This window comes from Streptomyces lavendofoliae (assembly GCF_014649735.1).
Taxonomy (GTDB): domain Bacteria; phylum Actinomycetota; class Actinomycetes; order Streptomycetales; family Streptomycetaceae; genus Streptomyces; species Streptomyces lavendofoliae.
Map to the genome: position 1 here is coordinate 1 of NZ_BMTP01000028.1, position 19,862 is coordinate 19,862.

General features: G+C 74.3%; 17 protein-coding genes and 1 tRNA gene. 14 read left to right on the top strand and 4 right to left on the bottom strand.

Features of this window, described 5'->3' with window-relative positions; genetic code table 11:
* Positions 1-1,119, bottom strand: a 1,119-nt coding sequence (locus tag IE109_RS31295) for a UDP-N-acetylglucosamine 1-carboxyvinyltransferase (protein WP_189554747.1), incomplete at its 3' end; no start/stop codon positions are given.
* A 289-nt stretch (positions 1,120-1,408) separates the two neighbouring features.
* On the opposite strand from IE109_RS31295, the gene IE109_RS31300 reads away from it, so the two are divergent.
* From IE109_RS31300 to IE109_RS31345, 10 genes are all read left to right on the top strand, one after another.
* Entirely contained in the window at positions 1,409-1,969 is a 561-nt protein-coding gene (locus IE109_RS31300; protein ID WP_189554748.1) for a YqgE/AlgH family protein, read from the top strand.
* 247 nt (positions 1,970-2,216) lie between these two features.
* Positions 2,217-2,504, top strand: a complete 288-nt coding sequence (locus tag IE109_RS31305) for a DUF3039 domain-containing protein (RefSeq protein ID WP_023588437.1) — start codon at positions 2,217-2,219, stop codon at positions 2,502-2,504.
* A gap of 204 nt (positions 2,505-2,708) precedes the next feature.
* Positions 2,709-4,007: an extracellular solute-binding protein gene (locus tag IE109_RS31310; protein WP_189554749.1), complete on the top strand. Its 1,299-nt coding sequence runs from the start codon at positions 2,709-2,711 to the stop codon at positions 4,005-4,007.
* A gap of 4 nt (positions 4,008-4,011) precedes the next feature.
* The gene (locus IE109_RS31315; RefSeq protein ID WP_229891810.1) at positions 4,012-5,094 is read left to right on the top strand and encodes a carbohydrate ABC transporter permease; all 1,083 of its coding nucleotides are present in this window, start codon (positions 4,012-4,014) and stop codon (positions 5,092-5,094) included.
* Positions 5,091-5,969: a carbohydrate ABC transporter permease gene (locus IE109_RS31320; RefSeq protein ID WP_373297809.1), complete on the top strand. Its 879-nt coding sequence runs from the start codon at positions 5,091-5,093 to the stop codon at positions 5,967-5,969. Before IE109_RS31315 ends, IE109_RS31320 begins: the two co-directional genes overlap by 4 nt.
* A gap of 7 nt (positions 5,970-5,976) precedes the next feature.
* Positions 5,977-7,611 (top strand): beta-N-acetylhexosaminidase, encoded by a 1,635-nt coding sequence (locus IE109_RS31325; RefSeq protein ID WP_189554750.1) that lies wholly within the window; start codon positions 5,977-5,979, stop codon positions 7,609-7,611.
* A gap of 295 nt (positions 7,612-7,906) precedes the next feature.
* Positions 7,907-8,782, top strand: a complete 876-nt coding sequence (locus IE109_RS31330; RefSeq protein ID WP_189554751.1) for an FAD binding domain-containing protein — start codon at positions 7,907-7,909, stop codon at positions 8,780-8,782.
* Entirely contained in the window at positions 8,779-10,026 is a 1,248-nt protein-coding gene (locus tag IE109_RS31335; RefSeq protein ID WP_229891812.1) for a 2Fe-2S iron-sulfur cluster-binding protein, read from the top strand. Before IE109_RS31330 ends, IE109_RS31335 begins: the two co-directional genes overlap by 4 nt.
* On the top strand, positions 10,023-12,335 hold the full coding sequence (locus tag IE109_RS31340) for a xanthine dehydrogenase family protein molybdopterin-binding subunit (protein ID WP_189554752.1): 2,313 nt from the start codon (positions 10,023-10,025) through the stop codon (positions 12,333-12,335). The genes IE109_RS31335 and IE109_RS31340 overlap by 4 nt, the downstream gene beginning before the upstream one ends.
* 9 nt (positions 12,336-12,344) lie before the next feature.
* Positions 12,345-12,875 (top strand): AAA family ATPase, encoded by a 531-nt coding sequence (locus tag IE109_RS31345; RefSeq protein ID WP_189554753.1) that lies wholly within the window; start codon positions 12,345-12,347, stop codon positions 12,873-12,875.
* A gap of 38 nt (positions 12,876-12,913) precedes the next feature.
* Here IE109_RS31345 and IE109_RS31350 read toward each other — a convergent pair.
* Positions 12,914-12,988, bottom strand: a tRNA-Cys gene (locus IE109_RS31350).
* A 167-nt stretch (positions 12,989-13,155) separates the two neighbouring features.
* Between IE109_RS31350 and IE109_RS31355 the strand changes: the two genes are divergently transcribed.
* The 4 genes from IE109_RS31355 to IE109_RS31370 all read left to right on the top strand — a co-directional run bounded on the left by IE109_RS31355 (position 13,156) and on the right by IE109_RS31370 (position 18,420).
* Positions 13,156-14,625: an MFS transporter gene (locus tag IE109_RS31355; RefSeq protein WP_189554754.1), complete on the top strand. Its 1,470-nt coding sequence runs from the start codon at positions 13,156-13,158 to the stop codon at positions 14,623-14,625.
* 170 nt (positions 14,626-14,795) lie between these two features.
* Positions 14,796-16,580: a DEAD/DEAH box helicase gene (locus tag IE109_RS31360; protein WP_189554755.1), complete on the top strand. Its 1,785-nt coding sequence runs from the start codon at positions 14,796-14,798 to the stop codon at positions 16,578-16,580.
* 275 nt (positions 16,581-16,855) lie between these two features.
* A complete protein-coding gene (locus IE109_RS31365; RefSeq protein ID WP_064072183.1) occupies positions 16,856-17,497 on the top strand; it encodes an IclR family transcriptional regulator in 642 nt (213 codons plus the stop codon).
* A 134-nt stretch (positions 17,498-17,631) separates the two neighbouring features.
* Positions 17,632-18,420 (top strand): S16 family serine protease, encoded by a 789-nt coding sequence (locus tag IE109_RS31370; RefSeq protein WP_189554756.1) that lies wholly within the window; start codon positions 17,632-17,634, stop codon positions 18,418-18,420.
* Here the strand turns inward: IE109_RS31370 and IE109_RS31375 are convergent.
* Together IE109_RS31375 and IE109_RS31380 are read right to left on the bottom strand one after the other, a co-directional pair.
* Positions 18,359-19,660: an MFS transporter gene (locus tag IE109_RS31375; protein ID WP_189554757.1), complete on the bottom strand. Its 1,302-nt coding sequence runs from the start codon at positions 19,658-19,660 to the stop codon at positions 18,359-18,361. The two genes, IE109_RS31370 and IE109_RS31375, sit on opposite strands and share 62 nt — an antisense overlap.
* Positions 19,657-19,857, bottom strand: a complete 201-nt coding sequence (locus IE109_RS31380; protein WP_189554758.1) for a hypothetical protein — start codon at positions 19,855-19,857, stop codon at positions 19,657-19,659. The genes IE109_RS31375 and IE109_RS31380 overlap by 4 nt, the downstream gene beginning before the upstream one ends.
* Positions 19,858-19,862: the final 5 nt, after the last annotated feature.

A 19,862-nucleotide genomic window follows, 5' to 3' on the forward strand; every position in this document is an offset into this window, starting at 1 on the left:
GAAGTTGCGCTGCCCGAAGCGGCAGTCCGAACCGCCCAGGCACTCCCGGTACAGCTGGATGTGCGCGCCCATCTGGTTCAGCGCCGAGGTGAAGCCCAGCCGCGACTCGTACACCGTCTCGTGGACGATGGACAGGCCGGCGGCCTGCGTCAGGGCCACCACCAGCGGCTGCTGCCAGTCGGTCTGGAAGCCGGGGTGCACGTCCGTCTCCAGGGCGATGGCGTTCAGCGCGCCGCCCGGGTGCCAGAAGCGGATGCCCTCGTCGTCGATCTCGAAGGCGCCGCCCACCTTCCGGTACGTGTTGAGGAAGGTCATCATCGAGCGCTGCTGGGCGCCGCGCACGTAGATGTTGCCCTCGGTCGCCAGTGCCGCGCTCGCCCAGGACGCCGCCTCCAGGCGGTCGGGGAGCGCGCGGTGCGTGTAGCCGCCGAGCTTGTCCACACCGGTGATCCGGATCGTCCGGTCGGTGTCCATGGAGATGATCGCGCCCATCTTCTGCAGCACGCAGATGAGGTCCTCGATCTCCGGCTCCACCGCCGCGTTCGACAGCTCCGTGACGCCCTCCGCCAGCACGGCCGTCAGCAGCACCTGCTCGGTCGAGCCCACCGAGGGGTAGGGCAGCCGGATCTTGGTGCCGCGCAGCCGCTGCGGGGCCTCCAGGTACTGGCCGTCGGCCCGCTTCTCGATCGTCGCGCCGAACTGGCGCAGCACGTCGAAGTGGAAGTCGATCGGCCGGCCGCCGATGTCGCAGCCGCCCAGGCCCGGGATGAAGGCGTGGCCGAGGCGGTGCAGCAGCGGGCCGCAGAAGAGGATCGGGATGCGCGACGAGCCCGCGTGGGCGTCGATGTCGGCGACGTTGGCGGACTCGACGTGCGTCGGGTCCAGCACCAGCTCGCCCGGCTCCTCACCGGGCCGGACGGTCACACCGTGCAGCTGGAGCAGTCCGCGGACGACGCGGACGTCACGGATGTCGGGCACATTCCGCAGTCGGCTCGGCCCGCTGCCGAGCAGGGCGGCGACCATCGCCTTGGGCACGAGGTTCTTCGCGCCGCGGACGCGGATCTCGCCCTCCAGCGGGGTTCCGCCGTGGACAAGCAGTACATCGTCTGTGCCGGTCATGAATCTCGCGTTCCGGTGGGGGTCCCCCCGGCGGCAGCTAGGGGGAGGCGGGCAGGGGGCCAGGGAAAAGGGTAAGGGGGCGGAGCGGCCTTGTCGGTAGCCCGAGGGCGCCCCGCAGAGGTAATGAATTCGGTACAACACCCTCCGTCCCCCGCCCCTTGCGGATTGTTACGGTCCGCTTTCGGCCAGGCCGTGCGCGGTGTCCGATATGGGCCATGGTCCGGCGCCGGCCGTCACGAGTCCGCCGCTCGCCGCACACGGAGGGCCGGGATGCGGGATCATGTCAGGCATGACCGAGGTGTCCTCGCTCACAGGACGGCTGCTCGTCGCCACCCCCGCGCTGGCGGACCCGAACTTCGACCGCGCGGTGGTGCTGCTGCTCGACCACGACGACGAGGGTTCCCTCGGCGTGGTCCTCAACCGCCCGACGCCGGTCGGTGTCGGCGACATCCTCGAGGGCTGGGCGCCGCTGGCCGGTGAGCCGGACGTGGTGTTCCAGGGCGGTCCGGTGTCGCTGGACGCCGCGCTGGGACTCGCCGTCATCCCCGGTGACGAGGGTCCGCTGGGCTGGCGGAGGGTGTACGGCGCGATCGGGCTGGTGGACCTGGAGACCCCGCCCGAGCTGCTGGCCGCGGCCCTCGGCAGTCTGCGGATCTTCGCCGGGTACGCCGGCTGGGGGCCGGGGCAGCTGGAGGACGAACTCGCCGAGGGCGCGTGGTTCGTCGTGGACTCCGAGCCGGGGGACGTCTCGTCGCCGCGCCCGGAGAGCCTGTGGCGCGAGGTGCTCAGGCGCCAGCGCAGCGAGCTGGCGATGATCGCCACGTACCCGGACGACCCCTCGCTCAACTGAGCCCCCGTCCGGGCCCGCCCGGACGGCCCGGGGTTCCGGGCCCCGGCGGTGTGCGGGAGTGCCGGAGGTGGCCGGAGGGTGCGTACGGTAATACGACGAATTTCGGCCATGTGCCGGACATGTGCCCGCCCCGAGGGGCGTCCGTCCCGTGAGTGAGCGGCTTCACACCCCGTGCGCCGGTCGGCGCCGACCGGGCGCGCGGGGCCTCGCTCCCCGGACGCGGCCGACGTGGGTACCCTTGGAGCTCATGAGCACTCTTGAGCCCGAGCGCGGGGCAGGTACGGGGACCCTCGTAGAGCCGACGCCGCAGGTGTCGCACGGCGACGGCGACCACGAGCGCTACGCCCACTACGTCCAGAAGGACAAGATCATGGCGAGCGCCCTCGACGGCACTCCCGTGGTGGCGCTGTGCGGGAAGGTCTGGGTGCCGGGCCGGGACCCGAAGAAGTACCCGGTCTGCCCCATGTGCAAGGAGATCTACGAGTCCATGGGCGCCGGCGGCGACAAGGACAAGGGCGGCAAGGACAAGAAGTAGGTCCGCCGGCCGGCCGGGCGCCGGGCACGCGAGGCCCCCGGGTCGCGTACGCACACACGTACGCGACCCGGGGGCCTTCGTCGTTCGATCACCAAGTGGTCGAGACCTCTTGTGGGCGTACCGGGCCCGTTCTAACCTCCTGCGTGTTGTGCAGCACGAAACGACCGTTGCGCATGCTGCAACGCCATCGGAGGGGGACCCGCCATGAAGCTTCCTGCCCGACTCGTCGCGCCCGTCGCCGCCGCGCTGGTGATCGCCGCGACCGCCTGCGCCCCGCAGACCTCCGACACCGGCGCCACGCGCGACGAGAAGGCCGGCACCCTGCGCGTCTGGCTCTTCCAGGAGGTCGCCAACAAGCCCAAGGAGCGCGTGGTCGACGCCGCCGTCGCCGCCTTCGAGAAGCGGCACGAGGGCGCGGACGTCCAGGTCGAGTACATCCCGGTCGACGCCCGCGCCCAGCGGGTCAAGGCCGCCTTCAACGACCCCGCGAGCGCGCCGGACGTCATCGAGTACGGCAACACCGACACCGCCGGGTACGTCGAGGACGGTGGACTGGCCGACATCAGCGCCGAGTTCGGCGCGTGGGCGGACGCCCGGGACACCGACCCCACCGCGCGGGCCTCGGTCACGGTGGACGGCAAGGTGTACGGCGCGCCGCTCTTCGTCGGCGTACGGGCGCTGTACTACCGCACGGACGTGTTCCGCGAGCTGGGTCTGGAACCGCCCGGCACGCAGGCCGAACTGATCGCGACCGCGAAGAAGATCCGCAAGGCCAGGCCGGAGCTGTACGGGCTCGCCGTCGGCGGCGCGTACACCTACGGCGCGCTGCCCTTCCTCTGGGCGCACGGCGGCGAACTCGCCACCCGCTCCGGCGGTTCGTACACCTCGGCGGTCGACGGCCCCGCCGCCCGCAGGGGCATCGCCGCGTACACCTCGCTCTTCGGCGACGACAACTGCCCGGCCGCCACGTGCGCGTCGATGGGTGGCAACGCGACGGTCACCGCCTTCGCCTCGGGCAAGGCGGCCATGGCGATCGGCGGCGACTTCAGCCACGCGGCGGTGGAGGCGGGCGCGGCCAAGGGCAAGTACGCGGTCGTGCCGCTGCCCGGGGTGGCGGCGGGCTCGATCGCCCCGGCGTTCGCCGGCGGCAACAACCTCGGCGTCCTCAGGAGCAGTTCGCACCGGACGCTGGCGGTCGACCTGGTGAAGTCGCTGGCGGGCAAGGACGCGCAGCGCGCGCTGTTCGACGCGATGGGGTTCCTGCCGACGTACACCGACGTACGGGCGGAGGCGGCGAGGAAGCAGCCGTTCGTGAAGCCGTTCATCGACACCCTCGCGGCGGGCGCGAAGTTCGTCCCCGCGTCACCGGCCTGGGGGCGGATCGACGCCTCGCTGGTGCTGCCGACGATGTTCCAGGAGGTCGTCAGCGGTCGCAAGGACGTGGCGGCGGCCTCGCGGGACGCGGCGGGGAAGATGAACGCCGCCTTCTCGTCGGCGGGCTGACGCCATGACGCACCAGCCGACCGCCCCCGGCGCGTCCGCCGCCCCCGGCCGGGGCGCCGCCCACCCCGGCGCGTCCGCCGCCGTGCCGCCGGCTCCCCGCGAGGCGCCCGGCGCCCTCCCGGGCCCGGGCGGGACGGCGCCGCCCAAGAGGCCGCCCGTTCCACGGGGTCGGGAGAGGCGGGGCGCGCGCCGCGGCGGGGCGCGCGCGCCGGGGCACGGGGGCTGGACCCCCTGGCTCTACCTCGCGCCCGCGCTCGCCGTGCTCGGCGCCCTCCTGGTGTACCCCGTCTACCAGCTCGGGCTCATCTCTCTGCTGGAGTACACCCAGGCCCAGGTCAGCGGCGGGCGCCCGACGTCCTTCCAGGGCCTGGGCAACTACGCCGCCCTCTTCCGCGACCCGCAGTTCCGCCAGGTCCTCCTCGCCACCGTGGTCTTCGCCGCCGCGTGCGTGGTCACCACCCTGGCCGTCGGATGCGCCCTCGCGGTCCTGCTCACCCGTGTACGCGCCGTCCCCCGCCTCGCGCTCATGCTCGCCGCGCTCGGCGCGTGGGCGACGCCCGCCGTCACCGGGTCCACCGTCTGGGTGTTCCTCTTCGACCCCGACTTCGGTCCGGTCAACCGGGTCCTCGGCCTAGGGGACTTCTCCTGGACGTACGGGCGCTACAGCGCGTTCGCGCTCGTCCTGTCCGAAGTCGTCTGGTGCTCGTTCCCGTTCGTGATGGTCACCGTCTACGCGGGCATCAGGGCCGTCCCCGCCGAGCTGCTGGAAGCCGCCGCGCTCGACGGCGCCTCCACCTGGCGGACCTGGCGCTCCGTCACCGCGCCCCTGCTGCGGCCCATCCTGCTGGTCGTCACGATCCAGTCGGTCATCTGGGACTTCAAGGTCTTCACCCAGATCTACGTGATGACCGGCGGCGGCGGCATCGCCGGCCAGAACCTCGTCCTGAACGTCTACGCGTACCAGAAGGCGTTCGCGTCCTCCCAGTACAGCCTGGGCTCGGCGATCGGCGTCGTCATGCTGCTGATCCTGCTCGCGGTCACGCTGGTCCACCTCCGGCTCGTGCGACGCCAGGGAGAAGAACTGTGATCCGTGCGACCCGCGCCGACCGTCCGCATCGCCCCCGCCGTATCCCTCGCCCGCGCCACCCCCGCCGCCTCGCCGCCGAGGCCACCGCTCTCCTCGTCGCGGCCGTGGTCGCCTTCCCCCTGTACTGGATGGTGCTCTCCGCCGTGAAGCCGGCGGGGGAGATCCAGTCCACCGACGCCCGCCCCTGGACGCTGTCCCCGAACCTGGACTCCTTCCGGCGCGTCTTCGAACAGCAGGACTTCGGCCGCTACTTCCTCAACAGCCTGCTGGTCGCCGGGACGGTCGTCCTCGCCTCCGGCCTCATCGCCTTCCTCGCGGCGACGGCGGTGACCCGCTTCCGCTTCCGGTTCCGCACGACGCTGCTCGTGATGTTCCTCGTCGCCCAGATGGTGCCGATCGAGGCGCTGACGATCCCGCTGTTCTTCCTCATGCGGGACCTCGGCCGGCTCAACACGCTCGGCTCGCTGATCCTGCCGCACATCGCGTTCTCCCTGCCGTTCGCGATCTGGATGCTGCGGGGATTCGTCCGGGCCGTGCCCGAGTCCCTGGAGGAGGCCGCGTACCTCGACGGCGCGAGCCGCGCCCGCTTCCTGTGGCAGATCCTCTTCCCGCTGGTCCTCCCGGGGCTCGTGGCGACCAGCGTCTTCTCGTTCATCTCGACCTGGAACGACTTCCTGTTCGCGAAGTCGTTCCTCATCAGCGACACCTCGCAGTCGACGCTCCCCATGGCCCTGCTCGTCTTCTTCAAACCGGACGAGAACGACTGGGGCGGCATCATGGCCGCCTCGACCGTGATGACCGTCCCGGTGCTGGTCTTCTTCGTACTCGTACAGCGCCGCCTGGTCTCCGGGCTGGGCGGCGCGGTGAAGGACTGACGACCCGATGGACCTCATCCCCGCCCCCCGCTCCTGCCGGTGGGCCCCGTCCGCCCCGCACGACCGCCTCACCCCCCGCACGCGCCTGGAGGCCCGCCCCGGCACGGAGGGCGTCGCCCGGTGGCTGCGCGCCACGCTCGGCGCCGCCACCGGCCTGCCGTTCCCGGACGGGAACGGCGGCGACGACGACCGCGTCGTGCTGGCGGTCGACCCCGGCCTCCCGCCCGAGGGGTACCGCCTCGTCGTCGACGGGCGCGCCCGCCGGATCGAGGGCGGCGGCGCGGCCGGCGTCTTCTGGGGGGCCCAGACGTTCCGTCAGCTCCTCGGCGCCGACGCGCTCCGGCGTGCGCCGGTACGCCCCGCCCACGCCTGGACGCTCCCCCCGGTCGTCGTCGAGGACGCGCCCCGCTTCGCCTGGCGGGGCGTCATGCTCGACGTGGCACGCCACTTCCTCCCCAAGGACGACGTCCTGCGGTACGTCGACCTCCTCGCCGCCCACAAACTCAACGTCCTCCACCTCCACCTCACCGACGACCAGGGCTGGCGTGTCGAGATCGAGCGGTACCCCCGGCTCACCGAGGTCGGCGCGTGGCGCGCGCGCACCAAGTGGGGGCACCGGGCCTCGGAGCTCTGGGACGACACCCCGCACGGCGGGTACTACACCCACGACGACATCCGGGAGATCGTCGCGTACGCCGCCGAGCGGCACATCCGCCTCGTCCCCGAGATCGACCTCCCCGGCCACTCGCAGGCCGCCATCGCCGCGTACCCGGAACTCGGCAACACCGACGTCGTCGACACGGCCGCCCTCTCCGTCTGGGACACCTGGGGCGTCAACCCGAACGTGCTCGCCCCCACCGACCACACCCTCCGCTTCTACGAGGGCGTGCTGGAGGAGGTCCTGGACCTCTTCCCCGCGCGGACGTCGCCCTTCGTCCACCTAGGCGGCGACGAGTGCCCCAAGGACCAGTGGAGGGCCTCCCCGGCCGCGCAGGCCCGCATCCGGGAGCTCGGGCTGGCCGGCGAGGACGGCCTGCAGTCCTGGTTCATCCGCCACTTCGACCGCTGGCTCGCCGAGCGGGGCCGCCGCCTGATCGGGTGGGACGAGATCCTGGAGGGCGGCCTCGCGCCCGGCGCCGCCGTCTCCTCCTGGCGCGGCTACGCCGGCGGGGTCGCCGCCGCCGAGGCGGGCCACGACGTCGTCATGTGCCCCGAGCAGCACGTGTACCTGGACCACCGGCAGGACGGCGGCCCGGACGAGCCGGTGCCCATCGGGTACGTCCGCACCCTGGAGGACGTCTACCGGTTCGAACCCGTACCGCCGGGGCTGTCCCCGGAGGCAGCCGCGCACGTCCTGGGCGCCCAGGCGAACGTGTGGACGGAGGTCATGGAGTCCCGCTCCCGCGTCGACTACCAGGTCTTCCCGCGCCTGGCCGCCTTCGCCGAGGTGGCCTGGTCCACGCGGCTGCCCGCCGACCCCGCCGCGCGGGACTTCGCCGGGTTCGAACGCCGGATGGCCGCCCACTACCGGCGCCTGGACGCGCTCGGCGTCCAGTACCGCCCGCCCGGCGGCCCGTTGCCGTGGCAGAGGCGCCCCGGGGTGGTCGGACGCCCGATCGACGGGACGCCCCCGAACGTGTGAGCCGCGCGGAAGCCCCGCGCCCCCGCACCCGGCACCTGCGACCGTGGGGGCCGCCGGAATAAGTCGTACAAGGTCGCCGAGAAGTGGCAATCCGCGCGTGCCGCCGATGGCATGGCAAACCGGTTCATCTCGCAGGTCACGGGATGTCCGGGGCGGATGCGTGCTTCGCGGACCCTCGCGCCGACCGGCAGGGAAGATGTGCCAGAGTTGCCACGTCGGGGCTGTGAGCACGTACGGTACGGCAACACAGGCGGGACAGCCGGGACAGCCGGGACACCGGGAAGGGGCAGCTGGGTTGACCACGCACGCACCGCAGGCGGCGCAGTCCGTGACGCTGCCGGCCACGCTCGGCGAGGCCGTGGCGGCGCTCAGCGCCATGCCCGCCGCCGTGCCCGTGGCGGGCGGTACGGACCTGATGGCCGCCGTCAACAAGGGCCAGTTGCGCCCCGCCGGTCTCGTCGGCCTCGGCCGCGTCAACGAGATCCGGGGCTGGCAGTACCAGGACGGCCACGCCCTGCTGGGCGCCGGCCTCACCCACGCGCGCATGGGCCGCCCGGACTTCGCGGCGCTCATCCCCGCCCTCGCCGCGGCCGCCCGCGCCGCCGGTCCGCCCCAGATCCGCAACGCGGGCACCCTGGGCGGCAACATCGTCACCGCCGCGCCCACCGGCGACGCCCTGCCCGTGCTGGCCGCCCTGGAGGCGGACCTGCTCGTGGCCGGGCCGGGCGGGATGCGCGAGGTACCGGTGACGCACCTGCTGGCGGGCCGGGAGCTGCTCGGCCCCGCCGAGCTGATCGGACACGTCCGCGTCCCCCTGCTGCACGCCCCGCAGGTGTTCCTGAAGGCGACCGGCCGGACCGGCCCCGGGCGTGCCACCGCGTCCGTCGCGGTCGTCCTGGACCCGGCGCGGCGCGGCGTGCGGTGCGCGGTCGGGGCGATCGCCCCGATGCCGCTGAGGCCGCTGGAGGCGGAGCGCTGGATCGCGTCCCTGATCGACTGGGACGCCGACCGCGGCCTGGCGCCGGAGGCGCTCACCGCGTTCGGCGAGTACGTGGCGGCGGCCTGCATCCCGGACCCGCCGGGCGAGGAGCCGTTGCCGCCCGCCGTACTGCACCTGCGGCGCACGGTCGCCGCGCTGGCCCGACGGGCACTGGGGAGGGCGCTGTCGTGACCACCGACGAGAACGACGACCGGCAGGGGCACGGCGGCTGGCAGCCGACGCCCCAGGGCGAGTACGACAACGACGCGACCGCCTTCGTGCAGCTGCCGCCGGACATGTCGACGACCGGCGCCCCGCTGGAGGCCCCCGGCCACGGCTACGTGCCGCCGGAGGCGTGGGCCCCGCACGACCCCGACGCGGCGGCGCGGTGGGCCTACCAGGCGCCCGCGCCCGCCCCCACGGAGCTGACCGGACAGTGGACGATCCCGGTCGCCCCGGGGGATCTTCCCGACGAATCGGGTGAGTTCACGGCCTCGGCGCTCACCTCGCAGTGGAGCGGCGGCAACCCGCCGGCCACCCTCCCGGGCGGCGCCCCCGCCCCGTGGGCGACGCCGGAGCGGCAGCCCGCGCCGCCGCGGGAGCAGCCGCAGCCCGAACAGCCCGCGCCCCCTCAGGAGCGGCGGCCCGAGCCGCAGCTCGCGGACACCCCGGCCGACGGGCCCGAGGTCCCCCAACAGGCGGGCCCGGACACACCTCCCGACCCCGGCGCGGCCCCGGCCCGGCACCCCGCCGAAGGGACCGACGCCGCTACGGCGCGTCCGGCACCCGGCGCGGCGGACCCGCGCGAACAGGACGCGTCGCCCGGTCACGTCACCGGCGGCGACGAGCACCCGCACATCTCGTACGTGCTGCGCGTCAACGGCACGGACCGCCCGGTCACCGAGGCGTGGATCGGCGAGTCCCTGCTGTACGTGCTGCGCGAGCGACTCGGCCTGGCCGGCGCCAAGGACGGCTGCTCGCAGGGCGAATGCGGCGCCTGCAACGTCCAGGTCGACGGCCGGCTCGTGGCCTCCTGCCTGGTGCCCGCCGCGACCACGGCCGGCAGCGAGGTGCGCACGGTCGAGGGGCTGGCCGCCGACGGCGAGCCCTCCGACGTCCAGCGCGCCCTCGCGGCGTGCGGAGCCGTCCAGTGCGGGTTCTGCATCCCCGGCATGGCCATGACGGTCCATGACCTCCTCGAGGGCAACCACGCCCCGAGCGAGCTGGAGACCCGCCAGGCGCTCTGCGGCAACCTCTGCCGCTGCACCGGCTACCGCGGCGTCCTCGACGCCGTACGCGAGGTCGTCGCCGAACGCGCCGCGAGCGCCGCCGCCGCGTCGGAGGCCGCCGAGGCCGCCGCCGACGGGCAGGAGCCCGGCCCGCAGCCCCGCATCCCGCACCAGATCCCCCACCCGCACGACGGAGGCACGGCGTGAGCAACGACGCGGCCACCGCCATCCCGGCGGTCGACGGCCCCCAGGGGCCCCAGCAGGAGCTGCCGACCCACGGGCTCGGCGCGTCCCTCCCTCCCGCCGACGCCCGCGCGAAGACGGAGGGCACCTTCCCGTACGCCGCCGACCTGTGGGCCGAGGGCCTGCTGTGGGCGGCCGTCCTCCGCTCCCCGCACGCGCACGCGCGCGTGCTGTCGATCGACACCTCGGCCGCCGCCGGGATGCCCGGCGTCCGGCTCGTGGTCACCCACGCCGACGTGCCCGGCGAGGCCACGTACGGCCGCACGGTCGCCGACCGCCCCGTCTTCGCCTCCGACCTGGTGCGCCACCACGGCGAGGCCATCGCGGCGGTCGCCGCCGACCACCCGGACACCGCCCGCCTGGCCGCCGCGGCCATCGCCGTCGAGTACGAGGTCCTCGAACCGGTCACCGACCCGGAGAAGGCCTTCGCCGCCCCGCCGCTCCACCCGGACGGCAACCTGATCCGCCACATCCCGCTGCGCTACGGCGACCCGGACGCCACCGGCGAGGTCGTCGTGGAGGGCCTGTACCGCATCGGCCGCCAGGACCCGGCACCCATCGGCGCCGAGGCCGGGCTCGCCGTACCCCGCCCGGACGGCGGCGTCGACATCTACACCGCCTCCACCGACCCGCACACCGACCGGGACCTCGCCGCCGCCTGCTTCGGCCTCGGCCCCGATCAGGTCAAGGTCGTCGTCACCGGCGTCCCCGGCGCGACCGGCGACCGCGAGGACCCCGGCTTCCAGATCCCGCTGGGCCTCCTCGCGCTCCGCACCGGCTGCCCCGTCAAACTGGCCGCCACCCGCGAGGAGTCCTTCCTCGGCCACGCCCACCGCCACCCCACCCTGCTGCGCTACCGCCACCACGCCGACGCGGAGGGCCGCCTGGTCAAGGTCGAGGCGCAGATCCTCCTCGACGCGGGCGCCTACGCCGAGGCGTCCTCCGAGTCGCTCGCCGCCGCCGTCGCGTTCGCCTGCGGCCCCTACGTCGTCCCGCACGCCTTCGTCGAAGGGTGGGCCGTACGCACCAACAACCCGCCCTCCGGCCATGTGCGCGGCGAGGGCGCGATGCAGGTCTGCGCCGCCTACGAGGCGCAGATGGACAAGCTCGCCGCGCGCCTGGGACTGGACCCGGCCGAGCTGCGCCTGCGCAACGCCCTCGCCACCGGCGACATCCTCCCCACCGGCCAGACCGTCACCTGCCCCGCCCCGGTCGCCGAACTCCTCCAGGCCGTCCGCGACTTCCCGCTGCCCGCCCTGCCCATGGACTCCCCGGAGGACGGCTGGCTCCTGCCCGGCGGCCCGGAGGGCGCGGGTGAGCCCGGCGCCGTACGCCGCGGCGTCGGCTACGCGCTCGGTATGGTCCACATGCTGGGGGCCGAGGGCACGGACGAGGTCTCCACCGCCACCGTGAAGGTCCACGACGGCATGGCGACCGTCATCTGCGCGGCCGTCGAGACCGGCCAGGGGTTCTCCACCCTCGCCCGCCAGATCGTCCAGGACACCCTCGGCATCGACGAGGTCCACGTCGCCTCCGTCGACACCGACCAGCCCCCCGCCGGCCCGGCCACCCACGGCCGCCACACCTGGGTCTCCGGGGGCGCCGTCGAACGGGCCGCCAAGATGGTCAGGACCCAGCTCCTCCAGCCCCTGGCCCACAAGTTCGGCATGTCCACCGAACTGCTCCAGATCACCGACGGCAAGATCACCTCCTACGACGGCGTGCTGTCCACCACCGTCACGGAGGCGCTGGAGGGCAAGGAGCTGTGGGCCACCGCCCAGTGCCGTCCGCACCCCACCGAGCCCCTCGACGGCGCCGGCCAGGGCGACGCCTTCGTGGGCCTCGCCTTCTGCGCGATCCGCGCGGTCGTCGACGTCGACATCGAGCTCGGGTCGATCCGCGTCGTCGAGATGGCGGTCGCCCAGGACGTCGGCCGCGTCCTCAACCCCGCCCAGCTCGCCACCCGCATCGAGGCGGGCGTCACCCAGGGCGTCGGCGCCGCCCTCACGGAGAACCTCCGTACCGCCCGCGGCCTGGTCCGCCACCCCGACCTCACCGGCTACGCGCTCCCGACCGCCCTGGACGCCCCGGACATCCGGATCGTCAAACTGGTCGAGGAACGGGACGTGGTCGCCCCCTTCGGAGCCAAGGCCGCCAGCGCGGTCCCGGTCGTGACCTCCCCGGCGGCGGTGGCCGGCGCGGTGCGCTCCGCCACCGGCCGCCCCGTCAACCGCCTGCCGATCCGCCCCCAGGCGGCGGTCGCGGCGTCCTAGGCCGTCACCGTGTCCGCCGTCGTCCTCGTCACCGGCGTCATGGCCGCCGGGAAGTCGACCGTCGCCCAGGCGCTCGCCGAGCGGCTGCCGAGGGCCGCGCACGTGCGGGGTGACGTCTTCCGCCGCATGATCGTGTCCGGGCGCGCCGACATGGCGCCCGACGCGGGTGACGAGGCCCTGGCGCAACTGCGCCTGCGCTACCGGCTGTCCGCCGCCACCGCCGACGCGTACGCGGACGCGGGCTTCACCGCCGTCGTGCAGGACGTGGTGCTGGGCCCCGAGCTGGCCGCGTTCACCCGCCTGGTGCGGACCCGCCCCCTGCACGTCGTGGTGCTCGCGCCGCGCCCGGACGTGGTCGCCGCGCGCGAGGCGGGGCGGGACAAGACCGGGTACGGCGGCGGGTGGACGCCCGAGCTGCTGGACCGGGGGCTGCGCGAGGAGACCGCGCGGATCGGGCTGTGGCTCGACACGTCCGAGCTGACGGTGGAGGGCACGGTGGACGCGATCCTCGGGGATCTGGACCGCGCCCTCGTGCCGTAGGACGCCGTACGGCGCCATGGCGGCGCGCCGTCGGGGAGTGGAGACCGTGGCGGGATTCGAACCCGCGTCACCGGAGTTGCAGTCCGGCCCCTGAGCCTCTCGGGCACACGGTCGTGGAGTGGTGCTCGGTACGACCGTAGGGCGCGCGCCCGTCGGGGCGGAAGGGCCGCAATCCGACTGCCACACGCTGTTCACGGTCGACGGTCGTACGACCGACGGCCGAGGGACGACCGGTCCCCGGACAGGAGCCACAGCGCGCGGTGCCCCTTACGGTGGGTCCATGACCGTGGACAGCAGCCGCACAGGGACGCCCGCCGCCGGGGAACAGGACTCCGGCGGCGTTCTCGACCGCGAGCACCGCGCGCTCAGCGTCGGCATCGTCTCCGTGGTGATGCTGATCGCCTTCGAGGCGACCGCCGTCGGCACGGCGATGCCGGTCGCCGCGCGGGAGCTGCACGGCGTCCCGCTGTACGCGTTCGGCTTCTCCGCCTACTTCACCACCAGCCTGTTCGCCATGGTGCTGTCCGGCCAGTGGTCCGACCGCACCGGGCCCCTGGCGCCGGTCACCGCCGGTATCGCCGCCTTCGGGGCGGGGCTGCTGCTGTCCGGCACGGCGGGGGCGATGTGGCTGTTCATCCTCGGGCGGGCCGTGCAGGGGCTCGGCGGCGGGCTGGTGATCGTCGCGCTGTACGTGGTCGTCAGCCGGGCGTACTCGGAGCGGCTGCGGCCCGCGATCATGGCGGCGTTCGCCGCGGGGTGGGTCGTCCCCTCGATCGTCGGCCCGCTCGCCGCCGGGACGGTGACCGAGCGGCTGGGGTGGCGGTGGGTGTTCGTCGGCATCCCCGTGCTGATCGTCCTGCCGCTGGCCCTGGCGCTGCCCGCGATACGGCGGACGGCGTCCGGCCCGGCCGACCCCGAGGCGCCGAGGCCGCCGTTCGACGGGCGGCGCGTCCGGCTCGCGCTGGGCATCTCGCTGGGCGCGGGCCTGCTCCAGTACGCCGGCCAGGGCGTGTCCGCGCACGACGCGCGGTGGGTGTCGCTGCTGTGGGCGGCGGCCGGAGCGGCGCTGCTGGTGCCCGCCGCGCTCGGGCTGCTGCCGCGCGGCACCTACCGGGCGGCGCGGGGGCTGCCGTCGGTGGTGCTGCTCCGGGGGCTCGCGGCCGGGGCGTTCATCTCCGCCGAGTCGTTCGTGCCGCTGATGCTGGTCACCGAGCGGGGCCTGAGCCCGACGATGGCGGGGCTCTCGCTGGCGGTGGGCGGCGCGACGTGGGCGCTGGGTTCGTACATCCAGTCGCGGCCGCGGGTGGAGCCGTACCGCGAGCGGCTGATGGTGCTGGGGATGCTGCTGGTGGCCGCCGCCATCGCCACCGCGCCGACCGTCCTGCTGCCCGCCGTGCCGGTGTGGACCGTGGGCGTCGCCTGGGGCGTGGGCTGCCTCGGCATGGGCATGGTCCTCTCGTCGACGAGCGTGCTGCTGCTGAAGCTGTCGGCGCCGGGGGAGGCGGGGGCGAACTCGGCGGCCCTGCAGATCTCGGACGGGCTCTCCAACGCGGTGCTCCTCACCGTGGGCGGCGCCGCGTTCGCCGCGCTGGGCGGCGGTTCGGCCGCCGGGCACGCGGCGGCCGGGCAGGCCGCGGCGGGCGGTTCGCACCCGGCCGCCTTCGCGGCGGTGTTCGTGCCCATGGCGGCGGTGGGGCTGGTGGGGGCGTGGGTGGCGACCCGGCTGCGGACGGCGTCGGAAGCCGGGTGAACCAGGGGGTGCCCGGTACCCGCGCCGCCGCGGCTCGCCCACCGAGCGGCCGAGTGTGACCCGCGTCGCACTCGGCGAGGTCACGGCGTCGTCCCGGCGGGGACGGTGCCGGGCCACCGGTAGGGTGGCCCGGTTGTCGTACGTACCGCCGAGAGACCGAGTCGGAGACCGTGACCACTACCGCCTCCCATCACCTCTCACCCGCCTTCCCCGGCCGCGCTCCGTGGGGCACCGCCAACAAGCTGCGCGCCTGGCAGCAGGCAGCGATGGAGAAGTACGTCCAGGAGCAGCCGCGGGACTTCCTCGCGGTCGCGACCCCGGGCGCCGGCAAGACCACCTTCGCGCTCACGCTCGCGTCCTGGCTGCTGCACCACCACGTCGTGCAGCAGGTCACCGTCGTCGCGCCGACCGAGCACCTGAAGAAGCAGTGGGCGGCCGCCGCCGCGCGGATAGGCATCAAGCTCGACCCGGACTACAGCGCCGGGCCGCTGAGCAAGGAGTACCACGGGGTCGCGGTCACCTACGCCGGTGTCGGCGTACGGCCGATGCTGCACCGCAACCGCAGCGAGCAGCGCAAGACGCTGGTGATCCTCGACGAGATCCACCACGCCGGTGACTCCAAGTCCTGGGGCGAGGCGTGCCTGGAGGCGTTCGAGCCCGCCACCCGGCGCCTCGCGCTCACCGGCACGCCGTTCCGGTCGGACACCAACCCGATCCCCTTCGTCACGTACGAGGAGGGCAACGACGGCATCCGGCGGTCGTCCGCCGACTACACGTACGGATACGGCAACGCGCTGGGCGACGGCGTGGTCCGCCCGGTGATCTTCCTCAGCTACAGCGGCAACATGCGCTGGCGCACCAAGGCCGGTGACGAGGTCGCGGCCAAGCTGGGCGAGCCGATGACCAAGGACGCCGTCTCCCAGGCCTGGCGCACCGCCCTCGACCCGCGCGGCGACTGGATGCCCAACGTGCTGCGCGCCGCCGACCAGCGGCTCACCGAGGTCAGGAAGGGCATCCCGGACGCGGGCGGCCTGGTCATCGCCTCCGACCAGGACTCGGCGCGCGCCTACGCCAAGCTGATCCGCGAGATCACCGGGACGAAGGCGACCGTCGTCCTCTCCGACGACGCGGGCGCGTCGAAGCGGATCGACGAGTTCAGCGAGGGCGACGACCGCTGGATGGTCGCCGTGCGCATGGTGTCCGAGGGCGTCGACGTCCCGCGCCTCGCGGTCGGCGTCTACGCGACGACGATCTCCACGCCGCTGTTCTTCGCGCAGGCCGTGGGCCGGTTCGTACGATCCCGCAGGCGCGGCGAGACCGCGTCCGTGTTCCTTCCCACCATCCCCACCCTGCTCACCTTCGCGAACGAGATGGAGGTCGAGCGCGACCACGCCCTCGACAAGCCCAAGAAGGAGGGCGAGGAGGACCCGTACGCCGAGTCCGAGAAGGAGATGGACGAGGCGAACAAGGAGCAGGACGAGGACACCGGCGAGCAGGACATGCTGCCCTTCGAGGCGCTGGAGTCCGACGCGGTGTTCGACCGGGTCCTGTACGACGGAGCCGAGTTCGGCATGCAGGCCCACCCCGGCAGCGAGGAGGAGCAGGACTACCTCGGCATCCCCGGGCTGCTGGAGCCGGACCAGGTGCAGCTGCTGCTGCGCAAGCGCCAGGCCCGGCAGATCGCGCACAGCAGGCAGAAGCCGGCCGAGGAGGCCGACCTGCTGGAGCTGCCGGCCGAGCGCCGCCCCGTCGTTTCGCACAAGGAGCTGCTGGAGCTGCGCAAGCAGCTCAACACGATGGTCGGCGCGTACGTCCACCAGAGCGGCAAGCCGCACGGCGTCATCCACACCGAGCTGCGCCGGGTGTGCGGCGGCCCGCCGAGCGCCGAGGCGACCGCCGGGCAGATCAGGGAGCGGATCAAAAAGGTCCAGGAGTGGGCCACGCGGATGCGCTGAGCGGACGCCCGGCGTCGCCGGGTGCGCCCGAAGCGGGACGAAACCTCCGTACAGCAATCGCTTGCGCCCGGATTCTGGACGAGGGCTTCCGCTCAGCGGAGTGGCTCGCTACTGTCCCGGCAATCGCAATGCAAACGCCCCGTGGCAGCGCCGCCGCGGAGCGCAGCCGGTGTGCCATGGCCTGCCGGCGGCCTCTCCGTGCGTCGCCGATGGGACCGGTGGCGCGTCCGCCGTTGAGAGTGTCCGCCGTCACTCACTCCGAAGGAGAGGGCGTCGTGACCGCGGAGACATCCCAGACGCTCGACCGAGGACTGCGCGTCCTCAAGCTGCTCGCCGACACCGACCACGGGCTGACCGTCACCGAGTTGTCCAACAAACTCGGCGTCAACCGGACCGTGGTCTACCGTCTGCTCGCCACGCTCGAACAGCACGCCCTGGTACGCCGCGACCTGGGTGGCCGCGCCCGTGTCGGCCTCGGCGTGCTGCGCCTGGGCCGCCAGGTGCACCCGCTGGTGCGCGAGGCCGCGCTGCCCGCCCTGCGGTCGCTGGCCGAGGACATCGGGGCCACCGCCCACCTGACCCTCGTCGACGGGGCGGAGGCGCTCGCCGTCGCGGTCGTCGAACCGACCTGGACGGACTACCACGTGGCCTACCGGGCCGGCTTCCGCCACCCGCTGGACCGGGGCGCGGCCGGCCGGGCGATACTCGCCGCCCGGCAGGGCGCGCTGAGCGAGCCGGGCTACACGCTGACGCACGGCGAGCTGGAGGCCGGCGCGAGCGGCGCCGCGGCCCCGCTGCTCGGGGTGACCGGCGTGGAGGGCAGCGTCGGCGTGGTCATGCTGGCGGACGCCGTACCGGAACGGGTCGGCCCCCGCGTGGTGGACGCAGCCCGCGAAGTCGCCGACGCCCTGCGCTGACCCCCCTGCGTCGGCCCCCCTGCGCCGGGGACCTGGGCCGACCCCCGCGCCGGGGGCCTGGGCCGGCGCCGTGCCGGGGGGTGGGCGCGGCGGGTGGCGGCCGGGGCGCTGGGGGCGGCCGATAGATTGGCACCGTGCTCTCCCGTCTCACGCGCCCCCGTGCCCTCGCCCTGTGCGCCCTGCCCGTCGTCGCCCTGCTCGTGGTCGCCGGGGTCGCGCCGCTGCCGTTCACCCTGGCGCAGCCGGGGTCGACCAGCGACGTCCTCGGGAAGCACAAGGGCCGGCAGGTCATCACCGTCTCCGGCGCCCCCGTCCGCACGACGGAGGGCAAGCTGCTGATGACCACCATCGTGGCCACCGGCCCCCGTACCGACGTCGACCTCGGCGACGTCGTCGACAGCTGGTTCCGCGGCGACCGCGCCGTACTGCCGCACGACTCCGTCTACCCGCCCGGCAAGTCCGACGCCGAGATCGAGAAGCGCAACCTCGGGCAGATGCGCCAGTCGCAGAACAGCGCCGTCCAGGCAGCCCTCGGCCACCTCGGCAAGAGCCCCGAGCAGGTGCGGGTCGACCTGGAGCTGGCCGACATCGGCGGACCCAGCGCCGGACTGTTCTTCGCGCTCGGCATCATCGACAAGATCGAGGGCGACGGCGCGGGCGGTGACCTCACCGGTGGCCGCACCATCGCCGGTACGGGCACGGTGGAGGCCGACGGCACGGTCGGCGCCGTGGGCGGGGTGTCCCTCAAGACGCAGGCCGCCCACCGCGACGGCGCGACGGTCTTCCTCGTACCGAAGGACGAGTGCGCGGACGCCCGGGCCGAGAAGCCCGAGGGGCTGCGGCTCGTGCCCGTCTCCACACTCAAGGACGCGGTGTCGTCGCTGCGTGCCCTGGAGCGGGGGCAGAAGGTCCCGAGCTGCTGAGCGCGGGCGCCGGACGGTCCATCTCGCGCCAGCCGGGGAAGACCGCGGGCGTCAGCGTCGCCACGAAGTACAGCCCGCCGACCGCCAGCAGGGTGGGCACCAGCCCGACCCGCTCCACCAGCTGGCCCGCCCCGACCCCGCCCAGCGGCGTGGTCATCAGCACCCCGGCCGTCGTCACCCCCGCCACCCGGCTCCGCAGGGCGTCGGGCACCCGCTCGTACATCACCGTCGTCAGGATCGGGTTGAGCATCCCGACACCCAGCCCGCCGACCGCCGCCGTCGCCACCAGCGGCAGCACGCCGTCCGTCAGCGCCGCGACCACGTACAGCGGCGACCCGCCGAACAGGAACGCGACCGTGAACACCGCACGCCGCGGCCACCGGTGCCCCACCGCCGCGTACACCAGCGCCCCCAGCAGGGCGCAGCCGCCGAACACCGCCGTGATCAGGCCGATCGCCGCCGCACCGCCCAGGTTGCGCTGCGCGTGCACCGGCAGGAGCACCGAACTCCAGCTCTGACTGAGCCCGTTGGTGAACATCACCATCAGCGTGATGCCCAGCAGCAGCCGGGAGCGGAGCACGAAGGCGTACCCCTCGCGCAGCTCCGCCCGGTACCGCGCCATCGACACCGGCGCGGCGTCCCGCCGCGGCTCGGCGGCCTCCACGCCGCGCACGCCCGCGAGGACCAGCAGCGCGGAGAGCCCGAAGGTCGCGGCGTCCAGCAGCAGGACGGTCTCCGCGCCGACCAGTGCGATGAGTACGCCCGCCAGGGCGGCGCCCGTCATCCGCGCGCCCCGCGACACCGCGTCGAACAGGCTCGCCGCCCGCGCCAGGGTGGTCCCGGCTCCTTCGGCGAGGTCCGGTACGAGGACGTGCCGGGCCGTCTCGCCGGGCGCGTGGAACAGTCCGGTGACGCCCATCAGCGCGCACAGCATCCAGAAGTCGAGCCGTCCCGCGTGGTGCAGAAGCGGGATCGCGGCGAGGGCCAGGGCGCACACCAGATCCGAGGCGATACTGACGCGCCGGCGGCCGATCCGGTCGATGACCGGTCCGCCGGCGAGCGCCGAGACGACGACGGGCAGGGTGGCGCAGAAGGCGACGAGCCCCGCCTTGCCGGGGCTTCCGGTGGTCTGGAGCGCGAACCACGGGACGCCGATGAGGGTCAGCGCGTTGCCGCTGATGGATATGGCGTTGGCGGCCAGCACGGTGGCCAGCGGACGGCGCCCCCCGGCCCCGCTCACGCGACCGGGGCGGTACGGGGCGGGGGAGCGGCGGCGGCGACCAGGCGCAGGCCCAGCTCGACGAGGGTCCAGCCGAGCCGGGCGCGGACGGTCCGGCGGGCGGGGACGGTCCGGCGGGCGGCGGGCCGCCGGGGCGCCAGGTCCCGTGCCTCGGCGGCGCGCAGCTCGTGCAGGCGCAGGTGTATGTCGGGATGCATGGCGG